At 64.6% G+C, this 16,830-nt stretch carries 20 protein-coding genes; 10 read left to right on the top strand and 10 right to left on the bottom strand.

Annotation, left to right across the window (positions count from 1 at the left end; genetic code table 11):
- Window positions 1-16 precede the first annotated feature (16 nt).
- From ACSYG9_RS02905 to ACSYG9_RS02925, 5 genes are all read left to right on the top strand, one after another.
- On the top strand, window positions 17-802 hold the full coding sequence (locus tag ACSYG9_RS02905; protein ID WP_440125722.1) for a glucose 1-dehydrogenase: 786 nt from the start codon (window positions 17-19) through the stop codon (window positions 800-802).
- Window positions 799-2,055, top strand: a complete 1,257-nt coding sequence (locus tag ACSYG9_RS02910) for a cytochrome P450 (RefSeq protein WP_440125723.1) — start codon at window positions 799-801, stop codon at window positions 2,053-2,055. Before ACSYG9_RS02905 ends, ACSYG9_RS02910 begins: the two co-directional genes overlap by 4 nt.
- A gap of 7 nt (window positions 2,056-2,062) precedes the next feature.
- Complete coding sequence (locus ACSYG9_RS02915) at window positions 2,063-2,497, top strand: nitroreductase family deazaflavin-dependent oxidoreductase (protein ID WP_440125724.1); 435 nt, start codon at window positions 2,063-2,065, stop codon at window positions 2,495-2,497.
- 21 nt (window positions 2,498-2,518) lie between these two features.
- A complete protein-coding gene (locus ACSYG9_RS02920) occupies window positions 2,519-3,160 on the top strand; it encodes a TetR family transcriptional regulator (RefSeq protein WP_440125725.1) in 642 nt (213 codons plus the stop codon).
- A 187-nt stretch (window positions 3,161-3,347) separates the two neighbouring features.
- Window positions 3,348-4,922, top strand: coding sequence for an ABC transporter substrate-binding protein (locus tag ACSYG9_RS02925; protein ID WP_454841103.1), 1,575 nt, complete (start codon window positions 3,348-3,350; stop codon window positions 4,920-4,922).
- 19 nt (window positions 4,923-4,941) lie between these two features.
- On the opposite strand, the gene deoC is transcribed toward ACSYG9_RS02925, so the two are convergent.
- The 3 genes from deoC to ACSYG9_RS02940 form a co-directional block, all read right to left on the bottom strand.
- A complete protein-coding gene (gene deoC / locus ACSYG9_RS02930; RefSeq protein ID WP_454841105.1) occupies window positions 4,942-5,619 on the bottom strand; it encodes a deoxyribose-phosphate aldolase in 678 nt (225 codons plus the stop codon).
- A gap of 81 nt (window positions 5,620-5,700) precedes the next feature.
- Window positions 5,701-6,555 (bottom strand): TetR/AcrR family transcriptional regulator, encoded by an 855-nt coding sequence (locus ACSYG9_RS02935; protein WP_454841106.1) that lies wholly within the window; start codon window positions 6,553-6,555, stop codon window positions 5,701-5,703.
- 1 nt (window position 6,556) lies between these two features.
- A complete protein-coding gene (locus ACSYG9_RS02940) occupies window positions 6,557-7,000 on the bottom strand; it encodes a hypothetical protein (RefSeq protein ID WP_440125729.1) in 444 nt (147 codons plus the stop codon).
- Window positions 7,001-7,320: 320 nt separating this feature from the next.
- Here ACSYG9_RS02940 and ACSYG9_RS02945 point away from each other — a divergent pair, with 320 nt between their 5' ends.
- Together ACSYG9_RS02945 and purU are read left to right on the top strand one after the other, a co-directional pair.
- Window positions 7,321-8,199 (top strand): class I SAM-dependent methyltransferase, encoded by an 879-nt coding sequence (locus ACSYG9_RS02945; protein ID WP_440125730.1) that lies wholly within the window; start codon window positions 7,321-7,323, stop codon window positions 8,197-8,199.
- The gene (gene purU / locus ACSYG9_RS02950; RefSeq protein ID WP_440125731.1) at window positions 8,196-9,083 is read left to right on the top strand and encodes a formyltetrahydrofolate deformylase; all 888 of its coding nucleotides are present in this window, start codon (window positions 8,196-8,198) and stop codon (window positions 9,081-9,083) included. The genes ACSYG9_RS02945 and purU overlap by 4 nt, the downstream gene beginning before the upstream one ends.
- 16 nt (window positions 9,084-9,099) lie before the next feature.
- Here purU and ACSYG9_RS02955 read toward each other — a convergent pair whose 3' ends face one another.
- The 6 genes from ACSYG9_RS02955 to ACSYG9_RS02980 all read right to left on the bottom strand — a co-directional run bounded on the left by ACSYG9_RS02955 (window position 9,100) and on the right by ACSYG9_RS02980 (window position 14,380).
- Window positions 9,100-10,143 (bottom strand): alpha/beta fold hydrolase, encoded by a 1,044-nt coding sequence (locus ACSYG9_RS02955; RefSeq protein ID WP_440125732.1) that lies wholly within the window; start codon window positions 10,141-10,143, stop codon window positions 9,100-9,102.
- A gap of 83 nt (window positions 10,144-10,226) precedes the next feature.
- A complete protein-coding gene (locus ACSYG9_RS02960; protein WP_454841108.1) occupies window positions 10,227-11,171 on the bottom strand; it encodes an AurF N-oxygenase family protein in 945 nt (314 codons plus the stop codon).
- A gap of 107 nt (window positions 11,172-11,278) precedes the next feature.
- Window positions 11,279-11,569, bottom strand: a complete 291-nt coding sequence (locus ACSYG9_RS02965; protein WP_169690090.1) for a DUF2516 family protein — start codon at window positions 11,567-11,569, stop codon at window positions 11,279-11,281.
- Window positions 11,570-11,657: 88 nt separating this feature from the next.
- A complete protein-coding gene (locus ACSYG9_RS02970) occupies window positions 11,658-12,536 on the bottom strand; it encodes a heparin-binding hemagglutinin (protein ID WP_454841110.1) in 879 nt (292 codons plus the stop codon).
- A 1-nt stretch (window position 12,537) separates the two neighbouring features.
- On the bottom strand, window positions 12,538-13,065 hold the full coding sequence (locus ACSYG9_RS02975) for a helix-turn-helix domain-containing protein (RefSeq protein ID WP_454841111.1): 528 nt from the start codon (window positions 13,063-13,065) through the stop codon (window positions 12,538-12,540).
- 61 nt (window positions 13,066-13,126) lie between these two features.
- On the bottom strand, window positions 13,127-14,380 hold the full coding sequence (locus tag ACSYG9_RS02980) for a DUF445 domain-containing protein (protein WP_440127514.1): 1,254 nt from the start codon (window positions 14,378-14,380) through the stop codon (window positions 13,127-13,129).
- Window positions 14,381-14,549: 169 nt separating this feature from the next.
- Between ACSYG9_RS02980 and ACSYG9_RS02985 the strand changes: the two genes are divergently transcribed.
- The 3 genes from ACSYG9_RS02985 (at window position 14,550) to ACSYG9_RS02995 (ending at window position 16,595) form a co-directional block, all read left to right on the top strand.
- Window positions 14,550-15,254, top strand: a complete 705-nt coding sequence (locus ACSYG9_RS02985; RefSeq protein ID WP_440125736.1) for a TetR family transcriptional regulator — start codon at window positions 14,550-14,552, stop codon at window positions 15,252-15,254.
- Between the two features lie 43 nt (window positions 15,255-15,297).
- Window positions 15,298-15,636 (top strand): DUF4873 domain-containing protein, encoded by a 339-nt coding sequence (locus ACSYG9_RS02990; protein WP_454841114.1) that lies wholly within the window; start codon window positions 15,298-15,300, stop codon window positions 15,634-15,636.
- 101 nt (window positions 15,637-15,737) lie between these two features.
- Window positions 15,738-16,595 (top strand): polyphosphate kinase 2 family protein, encoded by an 858-nt coding sequence (locus tag ACSYG9_RS02995; RefSeq protein WP_454841115.1) that lies wholly within the window; start codon window positions 15,738-15,740, stop codon window positions 16,593-16,595.
- A 4-nt stretch (window positions 16,596-16,599) separates the two neighbouring features.
- On the opposite strand, the gene ACSYG9_RS03000 is transcribed toward ACSYG9_RS02995, so the two are convergent.
- Window positions 16,600-16,821 carry a hypothetical protein gene (locus ACSYG9_RS03000; protein ID WP_440125739.1) on the bottom strand — a complete coding sequence of 74 codons (222 nt, stop codon included), beginning with the start codon at window positions 16,819-16,821 and terminating at the stop codon, window positions 16,600-16,602.
- Window positions 16,822-16,830: the final 9 nt, after the last annotated feature.

Below are 16,830 nucleotides of genomic sequence, written 5' to 3' on the forward strand. Positions count from 1 at the left end.
CGAACAGGAATATGCCATGAATCGATTGCTCGAAGACAAATCCGCCATCGTGACGGGAGCGGGCTCGGGAGTGGGCCGCGCGACCGCCTTGCGCCTCGCCGAAGAGGGCGCACGGGTCGTGTGCGCCGACATCGATGCCGATCAGGCGAAAGAAACCGTCCGTCTAGTCGAGGCCGACGGCGGCGCCGCAACGGCGGTCGGGGCCGATGTGTCCGACGAAGACCAGGTCGAAGCGATGGTGCGGGCAGCGGTCGAGCAGTACGGCCGACTCGACATCCTCGTCAACAATGTCGGGATCCCCACTCCACGACTGGGCGCAACCTTCGAGGAACACACCCGCGAGGACTTCCAGCGCCTGGTCGGGGTGAATCTGGGTGGCGTCTTCTTCGGGAGCAAGCATGCCGTCCTGCAGTTCAAGAAGCAGGGTTCGGGCGGTGCGATCGTCAACACCGGGTCGGTCGCCGGACTCGTCGCGTGGGGCGGTTCGGTGTACGGCGCAACCAAAGGTGCCGTACACCAGTTGACGCGCGCGGTGGCAATCGAGGGCGCACCTCACGGTATTCGGGTCAACGCCATCGCCCCCGCGGGGATGCCGCTGACCGGATTCATGACCGCGGGCGGACTGGATCCGGAAATGGGTGCACGCTCCGAGGTCACCGACCGTATCGCCACCCAGCATCCCCTCGGGCGGTTCATCACCGCCGAGGACTGTGCGGAAGCGATTCTGTATCTGGCATCCGACATGTCGAAGAACGTCACCGGTGTCGTCCTGCCCGTCGATGGAGGGTACGTCGCACGATGAAAACCACATCGCTCGACCGAGACCGGGTACGCGAGTTGTTCGACCTGCAAGGGTCGTACAACGAGGCCACCGGCGGAAAGTTCTCCGAGGATCCGTACCCGATCTGGCATCGACTCCGCAGCGAGAAGCCGGTCCACCGAGGTACCGTCCACGAGCTCACCGGGATATCGGATCCACTGATGTTCCAGGGGCTCCCGTTTCCCGACCGAGACCACTTCTCGGTGTTCAGCTTCGAAGCATGCAACGAGGCATTTCGGAACCCGAAGGTGTTCGCGTCTTCTCCCGAGGCCGTGGATGTCGATCCCGAGTCCGGTTCGCTGCTGCACAAGAGCATGTTGTCGATGGGCGGACGCCAGCACCGGCAGTACCGCAGTCTCGTCCAGCCGTCGTTCCTCCCGTCGAATGCTGAGTGGTGGATCCGGAACTGGATCGAGGAAGCGGTTCACCTGCTCATCGACGGCTTCGTCGACGATGGACACGCCGAGCTCAACGTCGACTTCTGCGCTGCCATCCCGGTTCTCACCATCACCGGCAGTTTCGGTGTGCCGATCGAGCAGGCCCTCGACATCCGCGAGGCCCTGACCCGCGACCGGCAGAAGATCATCGATATCCTCGATCCGATCATCACCGCCCGGCGGGAGGAGCCGCAGGACGATCTGATCAGTGTTCTCGTCCAGGCCGAGCGCACCGACGAATCCGGTGCCACACAACGCCTCTCGGACGAAGAGATCCACACCTTCTCGCAACTGCTGCTCGCGGCGGGCTCGGGCACCACGTGGAAGCAGATGGGCACCACGATCACGGCACTGGTGCAACGTCCGGACGTGCTCGAGGCGGTGCGCGACGATCGTGGCCGGTTGCGCGCAGCGATCGAGGAGACGCTGCGGTGGATGCCCACCGACCCGATGTTCTCACGGTGGGTCACCGAGGACATCGAGTTCTACGGGCAGGACATCCCGAAGGGCTCGGTCGTCCACCTGTGCGTCGGTGCGGCGAACCGCGACCCCGAGCGATGGGAACGACCCGACGAATACGACATCACCCGGCCCACGAGGTCGACGCTCGCATTCGGTCAGGGCGCCCACATCTGCCTGGGAATGCACGTGGCGCGCGGGGAGATGACCGTGGGCATCAACGCCTTGCTCGACCGGCTCCCCGGGCTACGGCTCGATCCGGCCGCCGAACCGCCGCGACTCGTCGGGATGTACGAGCGCGGAGCCACCGCGATCCCAGTCCTCTTCGATACGAAGTGAGGTGCCCATGGCCGAAACCGAGTACACACAGACGGACATCAGCCTCCGCGGCGACGAGCACATCCGCGTCTACCGCGAGAGCGGCGGACAAGAGGGTTACATCTGGAACGGTGTGCCGACGCTCCTCCTCACCGTGACGGGCCGACGTTCGGGCGAGCCGAAGACCTCCGCGCTGATCTTCGCCCAGGACGGCGACGACTACCTCGTCGTCGCGTCGAAGGGCGGCGCACCGAAGCACCCCCTCTGGTACGTGAACCTGCAGGCCCATCCCCATGCCGAGGTGCAGGTACAGGACAGGACGATGTCGGTGCTGGCGCGGACAGCTACGCCCGAGGAGAAGCCCCGGCTCTGGAAGATCGTCACCGACACGTGGCCTAACTACGACCTCTACCAGTCCCGCACCGACCGGGATATCCCGGTCGTGGTCCTGTCACCAACGTGATGATGTCTAGAATCGGACACCATGTCCCGGGCTGAGGAACGAGCGGTCGAACGATCCGTGGCCGTACAACGGTCACGTTCGCGCGTCGAGAATCAGATCCGGGCGATTCTCGACGCGGCGCACCGGCTCGTCGAGGCGAAGGGCGACGCGTTCACCACCCAGGAACTCGCGAAGGAAGCCGGAGTGGCCCTCCAGACCTTCTATCGCTACTTCGCGAGCAAGGACGAGTTGCTCCTCGCCGTCATCAGCGACGGGCTCAGCGACGCATGCCGACAGATGACCGCCGCTGCCGACGATCTCACCGACCCATTGCAGCGACTGCGCTTCTTCATCACTGCATCGTTGGGGGGCCGGTCGAGAGACCCGGAACGCTACACCTTGGCCCAGTTCATCGTGGCGACCCATTGGCGGTTGCATCGTGTCTTCCCGAAGGAGCTGGCCGAGGCCGACCGCCCCCTGGTCGATCTCATCCACACCGAGATCCGGGCGGCCGCGAACGCCGGCCTGGTGACGTCCACCGACACCGAACAGGACGCATGGTTCATCGTCGAGCTCACCCGCTCGGTGTACCACCACTATGCGTACGCGGCAGGCACCGTCGCGGAGGTCCAAGAGCAGTTGTGGCAATTCTGCCTCCGCGCTCTCGGTGGTTCGCTGCGCTGACCTTCGCTCCTCATCGGATCCGATAGGGCCGACGCCCAGTCGAATTCGAGGCCGTCCCCGGCCGCAGATCTTTCCGCTCGATTCGTCTCGTCGCGCGCACTCACAGCCGGCATCCGAGTCGTCACGAGAACCATCGGGCATCGCTCGTCGAAATCTCCCAACCCACAACCTGATCGAGAGGTCGTCGATGATCCGCCGTAGACGAATACGGAAGTTACCGGCCGCACTACTGTCCCTCACGTTGTTCACGTTCGTCGCCGCGTGTGGCAGTGGCGACACCTCCGGCGCGGACGCCACCGGCAACGACGGGGAACCCGTCGCCGGCGGCTCCGCCACGATCCTCGAGATCGCAGAGCCGCCAACGCTCGACCCCGCCAAGCTGTCGAACACCTGGGCTCATATGGCACCCTTGGGAAATGCCCTCTACGGCACCCTGATGGTCAACAGCACCGAAGACTTCGAAATCGAATACAAGATGGCCACCGACTTCTCCACAACCGACGGCGGAACCACTTTCGATCTGAAGCTGCAGCCCGGTCTGACCTTCACCGACGGCACGCCTCTCGACGCCGCGGCGGTGAAGTACAACTGGGACCGGCTGAAGGAACCGGCGACAGGGTCTACTGCGATCCGGGTCGCCAGTCAGATCGCGAACACCGACCCGATCGATGCCGAGACCCTCCGCGTCACCCTGGCGGCGCCGAACCTGCAATTTGCCCAGGGCATCGCTGCGACGTCGCTGAACTGGATCGCTTCTCCCACCGCGCTGGAGAAGGGCGCAACGGCATTCGACGATGATCCGGCCGGGGCCGGACCGTTCAAGGTTGTGCGCTGGACGCGCCAGGGCGAGATCGAAATGGAGAAGAACCCGGATTACTGGGACGCGCCCAAACCGTACCTCGACACATTGACGATTCGCACCGCCCACGAAGCCACTCAGCGTATGAACGCAATGACCACCGGTGCAGCAGATCTCGCATCCGAGTCCAGTGCCAACAACATCACTGCTGCCGAGGCGCAGGGATTGAACACCGAGGTAGTTCCGACCGGCGGTGGTCAGATCATCGCAATGAACCATCGTCGAGCTCCGTTCGACGACATCCGTGCCCGGCAGGCCGTACAGCTCGCGCTGGACACCGACAATCTGAATCTCATCGTCTACAACGGTGAGGGCGTCGTGCCGGAAACTTTGTTCGCAGAGGAATCCCCGTACTATCAGGACCTTCCCTTCCCCGAGACGAACTCCGAGGAGGCGCAGAAACTGTTCGACGAACTGGCCGCCGAGGGCAAGCCCGTGTCGTTCACGTTCATGTCGTATCCGGCAAGTGAGAGCAAGACACTTGCCGAAGCCGTCCAAGCCCAGCTCAGCGCCTACGACAATGTCGATGTGAAGGTCGAGATCCACGATATCGCCAACGCCCAGGCGCGCACCGCGGCACGCGACTTCGACATGTCGATCACCTCGGCGATCATCCAGGACCCCGACTACGGCCTGTGGTCGGCCTTCCATTCCACGTCGCCCGGCAACTTCATGGGCGTCAGCGACCCGGAGCTCGACGACGCACTCGACCGCGGGCGCGAGTCCGCATCACACGACGAACGCGTTGCGGCCTACAACACGGTCGAGGAGCGTCTCGCGGACCTCTCGGTCGGAGTCTTCTACACGAAGGCAACACCGGGCATCATCTACGGCGAGAATGTCCACGGTGTCGAGCTCTATACTCTGGGTTCGCCGCTGGTGGAGGAACTCTGGGTCAACTGATCCGACAGTCTCTCCGGAGTCAATCGAGTGGGTCACTCGCGAGGTCATCGAGCACCGCGCGGCTTCCTGATAGTCCGAGCCGTGTCGCTCCGGCTTCGAGCATCCGCACCGCGGCCTCCGCGGTGCGGATGCCGCCGCTCGCCTTGACCCCGAGTCTCCCACCGACCGTTTCCGCCATGAGCTGCACCGCGTGCTCCGATGCGCCCCCGGCGGGATGGAACCCGGTGGAGGTCTTGACGAAGTTCGCGCCGGCTTTCTCCGCCGCTCGGCATACTTCGACTATCGCTTCGTCGGAGAGCGCAGCCGACTCGATGATCACTTTGAGCACCGGATCGAATCCGATCGCCTCGCGGACGGTGAGAATGTCGGCGAGCACAGCGTTGTAGTCGCCTGCGACCGCAGCTCCGACGTCGATGACCATGTCCACCTCGCGGGCACCCTGCTCGACGGCGAGGCGCGCTTCGGCACCCTTGATGAGCGAATGGTGCTTACCTGACGGGAAGCCCACCACCGTTGCGATCACCACACCGTCCGCACGCACCGGCAGCATCGACGGTGAGACACATACCGCGTACACACCGAGATCCCGGGCTTCGTCGACGAGGGCCTGCACGTCCGCCGTGGACGCTTCGGGCTTGAGCAGGGTGTGGTCGATCTTCGAGGCGACCTGTGAGCGGGAGAACGTGAGATCCGGCATGCTGTCAGCTTTCCACACGTCAGAATCGTTCGAATGTGGGCGAGGTGTCGTGGTGTACTACGAACTCGACCGACGTTCCGGTCACTGCCCTTCCGGTGACGCTCCGAGCGCTCGGAGAATGAACGGGAGCGTGCGGGCCACTGCCTCGTCCGGTCGACCCCCGGCGATCAAGGCCGAGCGTTGCGTCTCCAGACAGGCCATGACTAGCCGGCCCGTATCGGTCGGGTCCGCCTCCTCGAACACTCCATGGTCCATGCCGTCGCGCAGGAGTGCTTCGACAAGTTCGACCAATGGTGCGATATGGGTGAAGAACTGTTCACGATCCTTCGGGGGCAGCGCCGAAGCCACCGACTCTCCGACACCCCGTTGCAGCGAGAACTCGATCAGTACGAGCTTGATCAGCACCTGCAGCCGGTCGAGAGGGTCTGCCCGGTCCTTCAGTTCTCGCTGTGCCAGCGCCATGAAGCGCGTCATCTCCCGCTCGGACCATGCCATGAGCAGCGTGGTCTTGTCGGGAAAGTAGTTGTACACCGCGGTCCGCGCGACGCCCGCCTTCTCGGCGATCGTCTGCAATTTGACTCCTTCCCAGCCATTTTCGTGGAACTCGACCGCGAACGCATCGAGCATTGCCGCCCTGGTGACGGCTTTGTGTTCCGCCACTGTGGCACCACCGGTCAGTTTCGGCATGGCAATACCCTCGCACTCGCTTGTCGTCGGCAGATCGAACAGATCGGCCACCACCCGATGATCACCTTGCCACGCAGCAACGTGGTCGAGAACCAGCACCGATGACAGGCGGGCCAGTGATTCGGCTACGGTGTCGACCTCGGCGGCACCGAGTTGTGTGCGTCGGGTGAGGCGCTCGAGTTCGGCGGTGATGGTCCGTCGCACTTCGTGCTGTACGAGGTGGACGATTCCCGATGGGCTGGTGCGCACGTCAGCACACAGCAACGTCGTCGCTTCGGCGCGCGCTGTCGAGTACGGTGCGCACCACCTTGATCGCCAATACCGCGACCACCGCCGCGTTGGCCCAGGACAGGATTTCGATCGGCGCGAGGCCGGAGGCGTGCCGCTGCAGCACCGGCAGGAACATCGACGCGGTGAACAGTGCCAAGGACAGCGCGGTCACCCGCTCTCCCACTTGTGCGATCACCACGAGTGGCAACAGCACAAGCGCCGCGAACCGCGCCGTGTGGCCGAGGTCGTGCAGTAGCTGCGTACTCGTCGCCCCTTGCCCGCTGAGGACCAGAAGCGCGGTTGCGACCAGCGCGGCGGTCGCTGCAGCGGTTGCGATACCGAGCAACGCACTACGACGAAGTAGTGCGTGCGCACGCCCGTTCCTCGCCCCGCCTCCCTCGGACTGGATTACCAGTAGATCCACCGACTCCTCCTTTGTGATGACGTGTCGTCACATAAACCTCGCGGCACGAACAAAACGGGCGCCGAAATGCGAATTCGGTCCAGCGCGATCTCAGCAGACAGTTCGGCGCTACACCACCCCGGGATGTATCCCGCACGGAGTTGTGACCACGCCCGCATCTCGCACGGAATCCGGCCGTGTTCTGCATCATTACCGCGATTCCGGAAACCTCACACAGCCGGATTATTGTGACGAATTGTCGTCAAAAACACACTTCCGAGCGTCCCCCTCGGAGGGTGGGACGGGCCCGCACGTGTCGCCGAAGCCAGTAGATTGACGAAATGAGCGACAATCCGGCAGAGACGGCCCGCACATTCGACGACGCGAGCCTCACCTTCGACCTTCTCACCGACACGGTATGGGGCCCGGCCGGAAACGCATTGTCCTTCCAACTCGGACTCGGTCCGGGCGCGACGGTGCTGGACGCATGCTGCGGCGCGGGTGCGTCAGCACTCCCCATCGCGGCAGCAGTCGGCCCGTCGGGCCGCGTGCACGGCGTCGACATCTCTTCCGACCTACTCGAAAAAGCCCGGTTGATCGCCGAGGCACGAGCATTGCAGAACATCGATTTCGTGTGTGCGGACGTAACGACCTGGGAGGCGCCGTCGAACATCGCCACCGACGGGTACGACGCCCTCGCGATCTCCTACGGCGTGTTCTTCCTTCCGGACATGCACCGGGCGTTCGCACGCCTCGCCGGTCTCGTGCGACACGGCGGCCGCGTGGGTGTGACAGTGTGGCGAGAGGGATCGCTGGAGGAGTACTCACGGGTCGTGTTCGATGTCGCATCGCGCTTCGACCCCGACCTCGCCGAGCGCGGATCACTACGTGCGAGGACACCCCTCCGCGAGATCGACACTCCCCACACGCTCGAAGCGTGGCTCACTGACGCAGGCACCCACTCCGTGGAAGTGCGTGTCCTGTCGAATCTGTTGCCCGCCACCGACGAACTCTGCTGGAATCTCGTTACCGGCACCGGTTACCGGGCGGCGCTGAACGGTCTCGACGCCGACGAGATCGCGGCGGTCCGGCGCGGCATCGCCGACGAGGTGACCGCGCGCGGTATCCACACCATCGACTTCACCACGCTGGTGGGCACCGCCACCGTACGACGTCCCCCGACAGCCGCTTCCAGGCACCTGAGACAATCGCGACCATGACTCGTTCCACCTCGACCGACGACCGCCGTTACGTGTTGACCCTGGGCTGCCCCGACAGCACCGGGATCGTCGCGAAGATCTCCACTTTCCTCGCAGAGGTCGGAGGGTCGATCGTCGAGGCTGCCTACCACGCCGATCAGGACAGCGGCTGGTTCTTCACCCGGCAGGCGGTGCGGGCCTCTTCCATCCCGTTCGGCATCGACGAACTGCGGGAGAAGTTCGCCGTGGTGGCGGACGGAATCGGTCCGAACACCGAATGGACGCTGTCCGACACCGGCCAGCGCAAGCGCGTGGTGCTGCTCGTCAGCAAGGAAGCGCACTGCCTGCACGATCTACTCGGACGGGTCGCGGCCGGCGAACTCCAGGCCGAGGTGCGCGCGGTCGTCGGCAACCACCGCGACCTCGAGGAAGTCGCGCGCCGCCACGGCATCGACTACCACTACGTCTCGTTCCCGTCCGACCCCGCCGAGCGCGGCCCCGCGTTCGAGCAGGTTCGCAAGATCGTCGACGCACACGATCCACACGCTGTCGTCCTCGCACGGTTCATGCAGGTCCTGCCTGCAGACCTGTGCGAGCACTGGGCCGGACGCGCCATCAACATCCACCACAGCTTCCTGCCGTCCTTCGTGGGCGCCCGGCCGTACCATCAGGCCTTCACCCGCGGTGTGAAGCTCATCGGCGCGACGTGCCACTACGTGACGGCAGAACTCGACGCGGGCCCGATCATCGAACAGGACGTCATTCGGGTGAGCCACCACGACAGCGTCGGAGACATGGTTCGGCAGGGACGCGACGTGGAAAAGCTCGTCCTCTCCCGCGGCCTGCGCTGGCACCTCGAAGATCGAGTGCTCGTGCACGGCCGGAAGACTGTGATCTTCAACTGAGCATTCGTCGTCCGGTCTAGGAGACCACGGCTCCGGCGCGCTCGACGAGGTGCAGCACTTCATCGTCGAACGCGTCGATGGCTTCGACGGAACTCATGTGGCCGACGCCGTCCAGCACGACCAGGCGCTCGAGATTTCCGGCCTCCTCCAGGCCGGCCGCGAGCCGTCGCGCATGCACCGGAGGTGTGAGCCGGTCGGCGGTGCCGACGAGCACCGTCGTGGGAACGTTGAGGTTTTCCAGGCCTTCGTGGATGTCGAGGGTGCTCAGTGCGAAGCCCCAGCCGCCCCGCGTGCGCGGAGGGCACCCGAGCACGATCTTCTCGCAGAAGTCGACCTCTGCCACACTCGCCGATGGGGAGAGTGCCACGTATTTGAGGGCCCGAGTCGTGAACTTCGATTCCACCAGCGGCACCTGTGCACCCAGCAGCGGACGTGCCACCTTCACCGGCACCCGCGGGAACCGTTCGGGAAGCGCGATCAGAGCGGCGTGCGCGACGAGGTTGTCCATTCCGGTACTGGCCAGGAGCACACCCGCGGCCTTCTCCGAGACCTGCTCGGGGAACCGCTCGGCCCACGCGATGATGCTCATTCCGCCCATGCTGTGCCCGGCGAGCACCGCTTTGCGACCGGCCGGGACCACCGCGTCGAGGACCGCAGCGAGGTCGTCGGCCAGGACGTCCGGTCCGAGTGGGCGCGTGCCTGCTTCACTCGAGCCGTGTCCGCGCTGGTCGTAGACGACAACTCGGTATCGGTCGGCGAATGCGTTGATCTGCGGCGCCCAGTACATCCCGCTGCACGTCCACCCGTGACTGAACACAAGCGGTTGCGCGTCCGGATCGCCGTAGGCGAGCACGTGGAGCCGGGCACCGTCGTCCGTCCGGACCTCGATCTGCTCGGCTTCCAGGCTCGGGGTGGAAAGCAGTGCGTGGGGAGCCACATCCGTTGTCCGCACCACGGTGGAGCGGGAGCGACGCGCGGCGACGATGCCCGTCACGACACCGGCGAGCGCACTGGCGCCTGCCGCGAGAAGCATGGCCTGACGACGGGTGGGCTTGTTCACGTATGTTCTCCTGCGTGCATGTCCGGGTGGTCCCGGTGATCGGTTGTCGGTGTGGTCGAGTCAGCGTGGGGTGGGCACACGGCTCACAGCACGTGGGCCTTGCGAAGCAGGTGCGCCGACGGACCACCGATCAGGCCCACCGAGTCGAGGAACTCGACCGTGCGTCGCGTACCCTGCCGCAGTTTGTCGTGGTAGTGCGTGTTTGCGCGTACGGCGGCCTTCGCCTCGGCGATGTCCAGGCCTGCCGCCGCGTACACCTGGTCGTTGATCAGGTTCGTGACGATCAAGTAGCCGGATACGCCCAGATGCATGCGGACGTACGCGCGCTGGGCTCGCGTGGCCGTGCGCATCCTGCGTTCGGTTTCCTCGCGGGCGTACCGAATGTGCCGCGACTCTTCGACGACGTGAATATGGCTGACGGTGCGGGTGAGAGGCTGCACCCGCTCGTCGCGCATGAAGTCACGCTGCATCATGTCCAGGATCTCTTCGGCGAACAGCGTTGCACCGAACGCAAGTGCACCCGACGCGACGGCCTTGAAGCCCCGTCCGCTCACGCGGATCCACCGCTTCGGGCGGTACGACGGCACGCCGAGTCGCTTCGCCGAACGCGCGAACATGATGGAGTGACGGCACTCGTCGGCGATCTCGGTGAGACCGAACTGGACGTACGCGCTGGAAGGATCCTGCTGGTAGAGGTCTCGGATGAGCATCTGCATGAGGATCATCTCGAACCAGATGCCCGTGCCGGCGATACTCGCTGCTTCGTGCGTGGTGAGAACGATCCGCTGCTGCTCCGACATCCGTTCCCACAGGTCCGTGCCGTAGAGACTGGACCATTCGGGAGTCATCCCGTATTTGTCGCCCGGGATCGGAGCGTCCCAGTCGATCTCGAATGCGGGGTCGTACGACTTGCGTGCCGCTGAGTCGAGGAGTCGTTGTGCTGTGCCCTGCTTACCGTCGGTTGCGTACGACCCGCGTACCCGACCGGGCGCACTCTCGATCGACCCGTTGGTTCGAGTGATGGACATCGCGAACCACCTCGTCTCGAATGATATCCGTTACTCGAAGTGTCATTATCTGAATCACACTTGTCAAGGGGTGGGTCGAGACGATCGCAGATCGAGGCAATCTGGCGTTACCAGCGCGGCTTCTGCACCTCTTCCACGCGCGGGCGGACATCGACCAGGTATACGCAGACCGCAACCACGGCGATGATGCCGAGCATCCCGACGGCCCCGAAGAGCAGCAGGACGATCAACGCGGCCACGAGAATTCCGAGCCATACGGGTTTGGTGAGCTTGTCAACCGCAGGAAACGCCTCGGCGGGTTGACGAACTGCATGGAACAAAGCGAAGCCGGCTCCTACAAGCGCAAGGACCTGTAGAGCGAGCATGATCAGACCGGCGAGAGAATCGACGTTGGGCACAAGACCCAGTCTACGAGAATCGGCTCCCGCGCAACTTCGTGCGCGAGAGCCGATCCGGATCGACCCGGTCAGGACCGAGTTGCTGCAGTCAGTTGCCGGTGGTCTTGCGAGGCGCAGCCGTCTTGGCGGGCGCCTTCGCCGCAGGCTTGGCCGGGGCCGTCTTGGCAGGCGCCGCCTTGGCCGGGGCCTTCTTCGCGGGTGCCTTCGCCGCGGTCTTGGCCGGGGCCGACTTCACGACAGGCTTCGGAGCCACCGCGTCCTGCTTCTCCGTCACAGCCTCCGCTGCCTCGTCCACATCGTCCTTGACGGACTCGACGCGCGTTGCCGCTTCGCTGCTCGCTTCTTCGGCCTGTTCACCGAGCTCGAGGACGCGGAGGGCAGCGTCATCACCCGCATCGGCGATCACGGTGCCGACCTCGGTGGCCGTGTCGGAGATGCGGTCCGCGGTGAGTCCTGCGAACTTGGCGGCCTGTTCGCCGACCACGCGCGTCTGCCGTGCGACGGTCCCCAGAGCTTCTTCGGTGAGATCGACGACGTCGCCGAAGGCGGCCTCGGCGCGACCGAGGCGCTCTTCGACGGCCGGCTGCTGACGCAGACGTTCGATGGTCTCTTCGCCCCGCTCGGCGAATGCAGAGTAGAGATCGGAAGCGACCTTGAGGTACGCCTCGGCGACCCTGCGCAGCTCCTCGCTGCTGAATCGTTCGCGCAGGTCGGCGATTTCCTCGGGAAGTTCCGAAGGCAGTTCGCTCAGACGGGCCCGCAGCGACTCGATGGTCTCGGTCAAATCGGCCGGGACCGACGCGATGCGCTCGCGGGCCGTCTCGACGCGGCCGTTCACATCGGTCTGGGTGTTCTCGGCGCGCTCGCGCACCTGAGCCACGACATCGGCAACGGCCTGGACGACGGCGTCGCCGGCACCGACCGCTGCGTAGAGGGATGTTCGGAGTGCAGCGTTGGGATCGGTCATGTCAATTCTCCTCGTCTAGGTCAGTGGGATTCGCGCGATCTGCTGGAACCACACGGGCGGCGACGCTCCCGGGCGCCGATTCCGGCAGTACCGACTCGTTCTCGCGGCAGAAAGAGTCGTAGATGTCGAGCAGGACCTGCTTCTGCCGCTCCGACAAGGCGGCGTCGGCAAACAGCGCGTCGCGCACCGCGCTGTGAGGTCGCTCCTCGAGAATTCCCGCTCGCACGTAGAGAACTTCGGCCGACAGCCGCAGTCCCTTCGCGATCTGCGCAAGCACTTCCGCGGACGGTTTGCGCAGCCCACGCTCGATCTGACTGAGGTACGGGTTGCTCACCCCGGCCAGCTGCGACAGCTGCCGCAGCGACACCTGGGCGGCCTCACGTTGTGAGCGAATGAAGCCTCCGATGTCCTGGGCGGCGTTGTTGACCACTCGCGCAGCGATGTCAGTAGGCCCTGCATTCTCGGTGAACCCTGCGTTCCCGTCCTGGTCGTCCCCGGCCGACGCGGCCGAATCTCGAATCGTGGACATGGCACCCAGCGTACGCAGAGGTGCTAGCTACAGCAAGCGCTCTGCTAGCACGTGACGCAGGTCATGCGAACAGCAGCTCGGAGATCGTGTAGATGGCGAGCCCCGCGAGTGCCCCGACGACGGTGCCGTTGATGCGGATGAACTGCAGATCGCGTCCTACCGCGAGCTCGATCTTGCGACTCGCCTCCTCCGCATCCCAGCGTTCGACGGTCTCCCTGATCACCGAAGTGATCTCATCGGCGTAGTTTGCGGCAACGAAGCGAACACCGGCGAGCAGCCATCCGTCGACCTTGCCGCGCATATCGGTGTCCTCGCACAGCCGGATACCGAAACGTTCGACGTTCTCGGCCACTTTCCTGCGCAGCGTGCTGTCCGGGTCGTCCACCGACTCCAGGATCATCCGCTTGGCGACCTTCCAGGTCGCCGAGGCCAATTGCGTGATCTCTTCGCGGCCCATGATCTCGGCCTTGAGTTTCTCTGCCTTGGCGATCGTCACCGGGTCGTACTGCAGATCACGGGCGTAGTCGACGAGGAACTTCTCGACCGCAAGCCGGACCTCGTGCTCCGGGTTGGAACGGACCTTCCAGGTGAAGTCGACCAGTTCCCGATGGATCTTCTCGCCCAGCATCAGGTCGACGAACTTCGGGGACCACGCCGGCGAATCCTTCGTGATGATGCGGTCGATGGTTTCCTGACTGCCGAGCGCCCACTGATGTGCGCGTTCTGCAAGCATGTCGATCAGCGGACGTTGCCGCCCCTCGGCGAGGAGCTCACCGAGAATGCGGCCGAGGGGCGGTCCCCACTCGGGCTCGGCAATCCTCTTGACGATGGTGTGGTCGATGATCTGGGCGATATCGTCCTCGCGGAGGATGCCCACCACCCCGCGCAGGATCGTCGAGGTCTCTTTCGCAACCCGCTCGGCGTTCTGCGGTTGCGCCATCCACCCACCCAGCCTCAGCGGAATCCGAGCGGATTCGACCTTCGCCGACACCACGTCGGGCGCAAGGAAGTTGGTTCCGACGAAGGAGCTCAGGCTCGCGCCGAGCTGATCCTTCTTCCGCTTGATGATCGCAGTGTGCGGGACCGGAATCCCGAGCGGATGACGAAAGAGCGCAGTCACAGCGAACCAGTCGGCGAGGGCGCCGACCATACCCGCCTCTGACGCAGCACGAACGTATCCGACCCACGCACCGGCACCCTGGGTCTCCTGCCACCGGCAGAACAGGTACACCGCTGCGGCCACGATCAGAAAGCCTGTCGCGACCGTCTTCATCCGGCGCAGATCCCGGCGTTTGGTGTCGTCCTCGAAATTCATGTACTGCACCGGACCATTGTGCCGAAATTCGATCGTCGCCACCGGACCCCGCGCGTCGCGGCGCCACCGACTCTGCGTAGACATCACCGGGCACACCACCGAATCGCCCGAGGAGCACGCGCCCGTAGACTGAGCGGACGATCGAGACCGAATGGATGTGCCGAAACAGATGCCTTCTTCCCCACCTCCCGCGACCGACACCCCGCCCACGAAGCAGGACGGTCGCAAACGTCGTTGGCACGAGCACAAGATCGCGCGGCGCGAAGAACTCGTCGAGGGCACCATCAAGGCCATCCGCACCCGCGGACACGAGATCGGGATGGACGAGATCGCCGCCGAGATCGGTGTATCCAAGACCGTGTTGTACCGGTACTTCACCGACAAGAACGATCTGACGACGGCGACCATGATGCGGTACGTCGAGACAGTTCTCGCGCCGCGCATCTATTCGGCGGTGTCCGAGGACCTCGACGAGTACAACCTCGCCCGGGTCGCGATCGCGACGTATGTCGAGACGGTTGCCGAGGATCCTGAGGTCTACCTTTACATCATGTCGAACAGCTCGTCGGCGAGCCGCGACGTCGTCGCCGATTCCGAGCGAATGATCGCAGAACTCGTGTCGGCGGTGCTCGGCGAGCGGCTGCGGTTGCTCGAGATGGATTCGGGCGGCTCGGTACCGTGGGCGTACGGAATCGTCGGCGCGATCCAACTGGCGACGCACTGGTGGATCTCGAACAAGTCCATGACGGCCGAAGACCTCGTCGACTACCTCACGATGATGGTCTGGGGTGGGATCACCGGAATCGCCCAGGTCTCGGGATCGCCCGGACGGTTCAAGTCGCGGCCGCACCCGCTGCTCCCGACCGAAGAATAGTGACGTCATTCACGTTACTGTGAGTTACGTGTAATCTCGGGTCATGCCTGATACGACGTCGCCGCACGGAGACGAGAACGCGCACGAACAGACCGACGGCTACAAGGGACCGGCCGACGTCGCGGTCGGAGAGCAACACGCCACCGTCGAGGTCGAATTGTCCGGGCACTTCGATCCGATCGTGGGTCGGCATGTGTGGCGCGGTCGCCTCCGCGAGTTCGGTGCGGCCCTCACACCAGATACCCCCTCGGGCCCGGGCACCGAAGTGACGCTCCGGATCCCGGCAGCCGACGGCAGTATCGCCACGGCCACCGGACGCGTCACCGAGATCGACCTGTGGGGAAGCCACATGATCGACGGCATCTCCGCACCGCCCTACTGAAGCCATACCGAATCCCCTCAGGGACCCTCTCACCGAACCCTCTCACCGAACACGGACGAAGGAACGGACCGAACCGACGTGCGTGTGGCACGCTCATCGCCATGGGAAACAACGGCGACGGATGGCACACCCCGGCAGCGGCGGTACTGCGCGCGGGGCCACACAACCGGGTCGCCGACCTCGACACCAACGGCACACCGGGCTTCAGCGGAGGCAAGGAACTCGGGACGACGCTGATAGAGGAACGTGGCGCCGTGCTCTCCGATCTACAGGAGATGCTCTTCGCGAACGGGCGCCTGGGCGACGAACGTTCGGTGCTCCTCATCCTTCAGGGCATGGACACCGCCGGCAAAGGCGGGATGGTCCGCAGCGTGATCGGACACGTGGACCCCCAGGGGGTCGATCACAAGGCATTCGGTGTGCCGACTCCGGAGGAGAAGCGTCACCACTTCCTGTGGCGTGTCCACAAGGCTCTCCCCCGGGACGGCCAACTCGGGGTATTCGACCGATCGCACTACGAAGACGTCCTCGTCGCCCGCGTCCGCAATCTGGTGCCCGAGACCGTCTGGCGTAGGCGCTACGACGAGATCAACCGCTTCGAGAGCGACCTCGCGGCCAACGGCACCACTATTGTCAAGGTCGCGATGTTCGTCTCCCTCGACGAACAGAAGCATCGATTGGCCGAGCGGCTCGAGCGTCGGGACAAGCACTGGAAGTACAACGCCAGCGATGTCGACGAGCGCGCACTGTGGCCCGAGTACCAGCAGGCCTATCAGGACATGCTCGACAAGACCAACACCGAGCACGCTCCCTGGTACGTCGTGCCGTGCGACCGGAAGTGGTACAGCCGAATCGCCGTCATGGAGCTACTCATCGACGCCTTCGAGAATCTCGACCTCGATTGGCCGGAACCGAACTTCGACGTCGAGGCCGAGAGAAAACGACTGGAAGAATCTTGACCGGTCAGAACAAGTGCGGAGTCTCGATATGACGATGGTGATCTCGCCGGATGGTGCCTGCCACCATGCCGAATGCGAGGAGCAGGGCCGCGGCTGCCGCAATTCCGCTGGCGAGTGCGAACGCGGTATGTCCGGACCCCGCTGCAACCAGTGTGAATGCGATCGTGATCACTGCGATCAGCGCGAGCGCGTATCCCGACCACGCGACGAAGAGATTGAGCTTCATAGCCTGTCT

Source organism: Rhodococcus sp. SJ-2 (assembly GCF_053750035.1).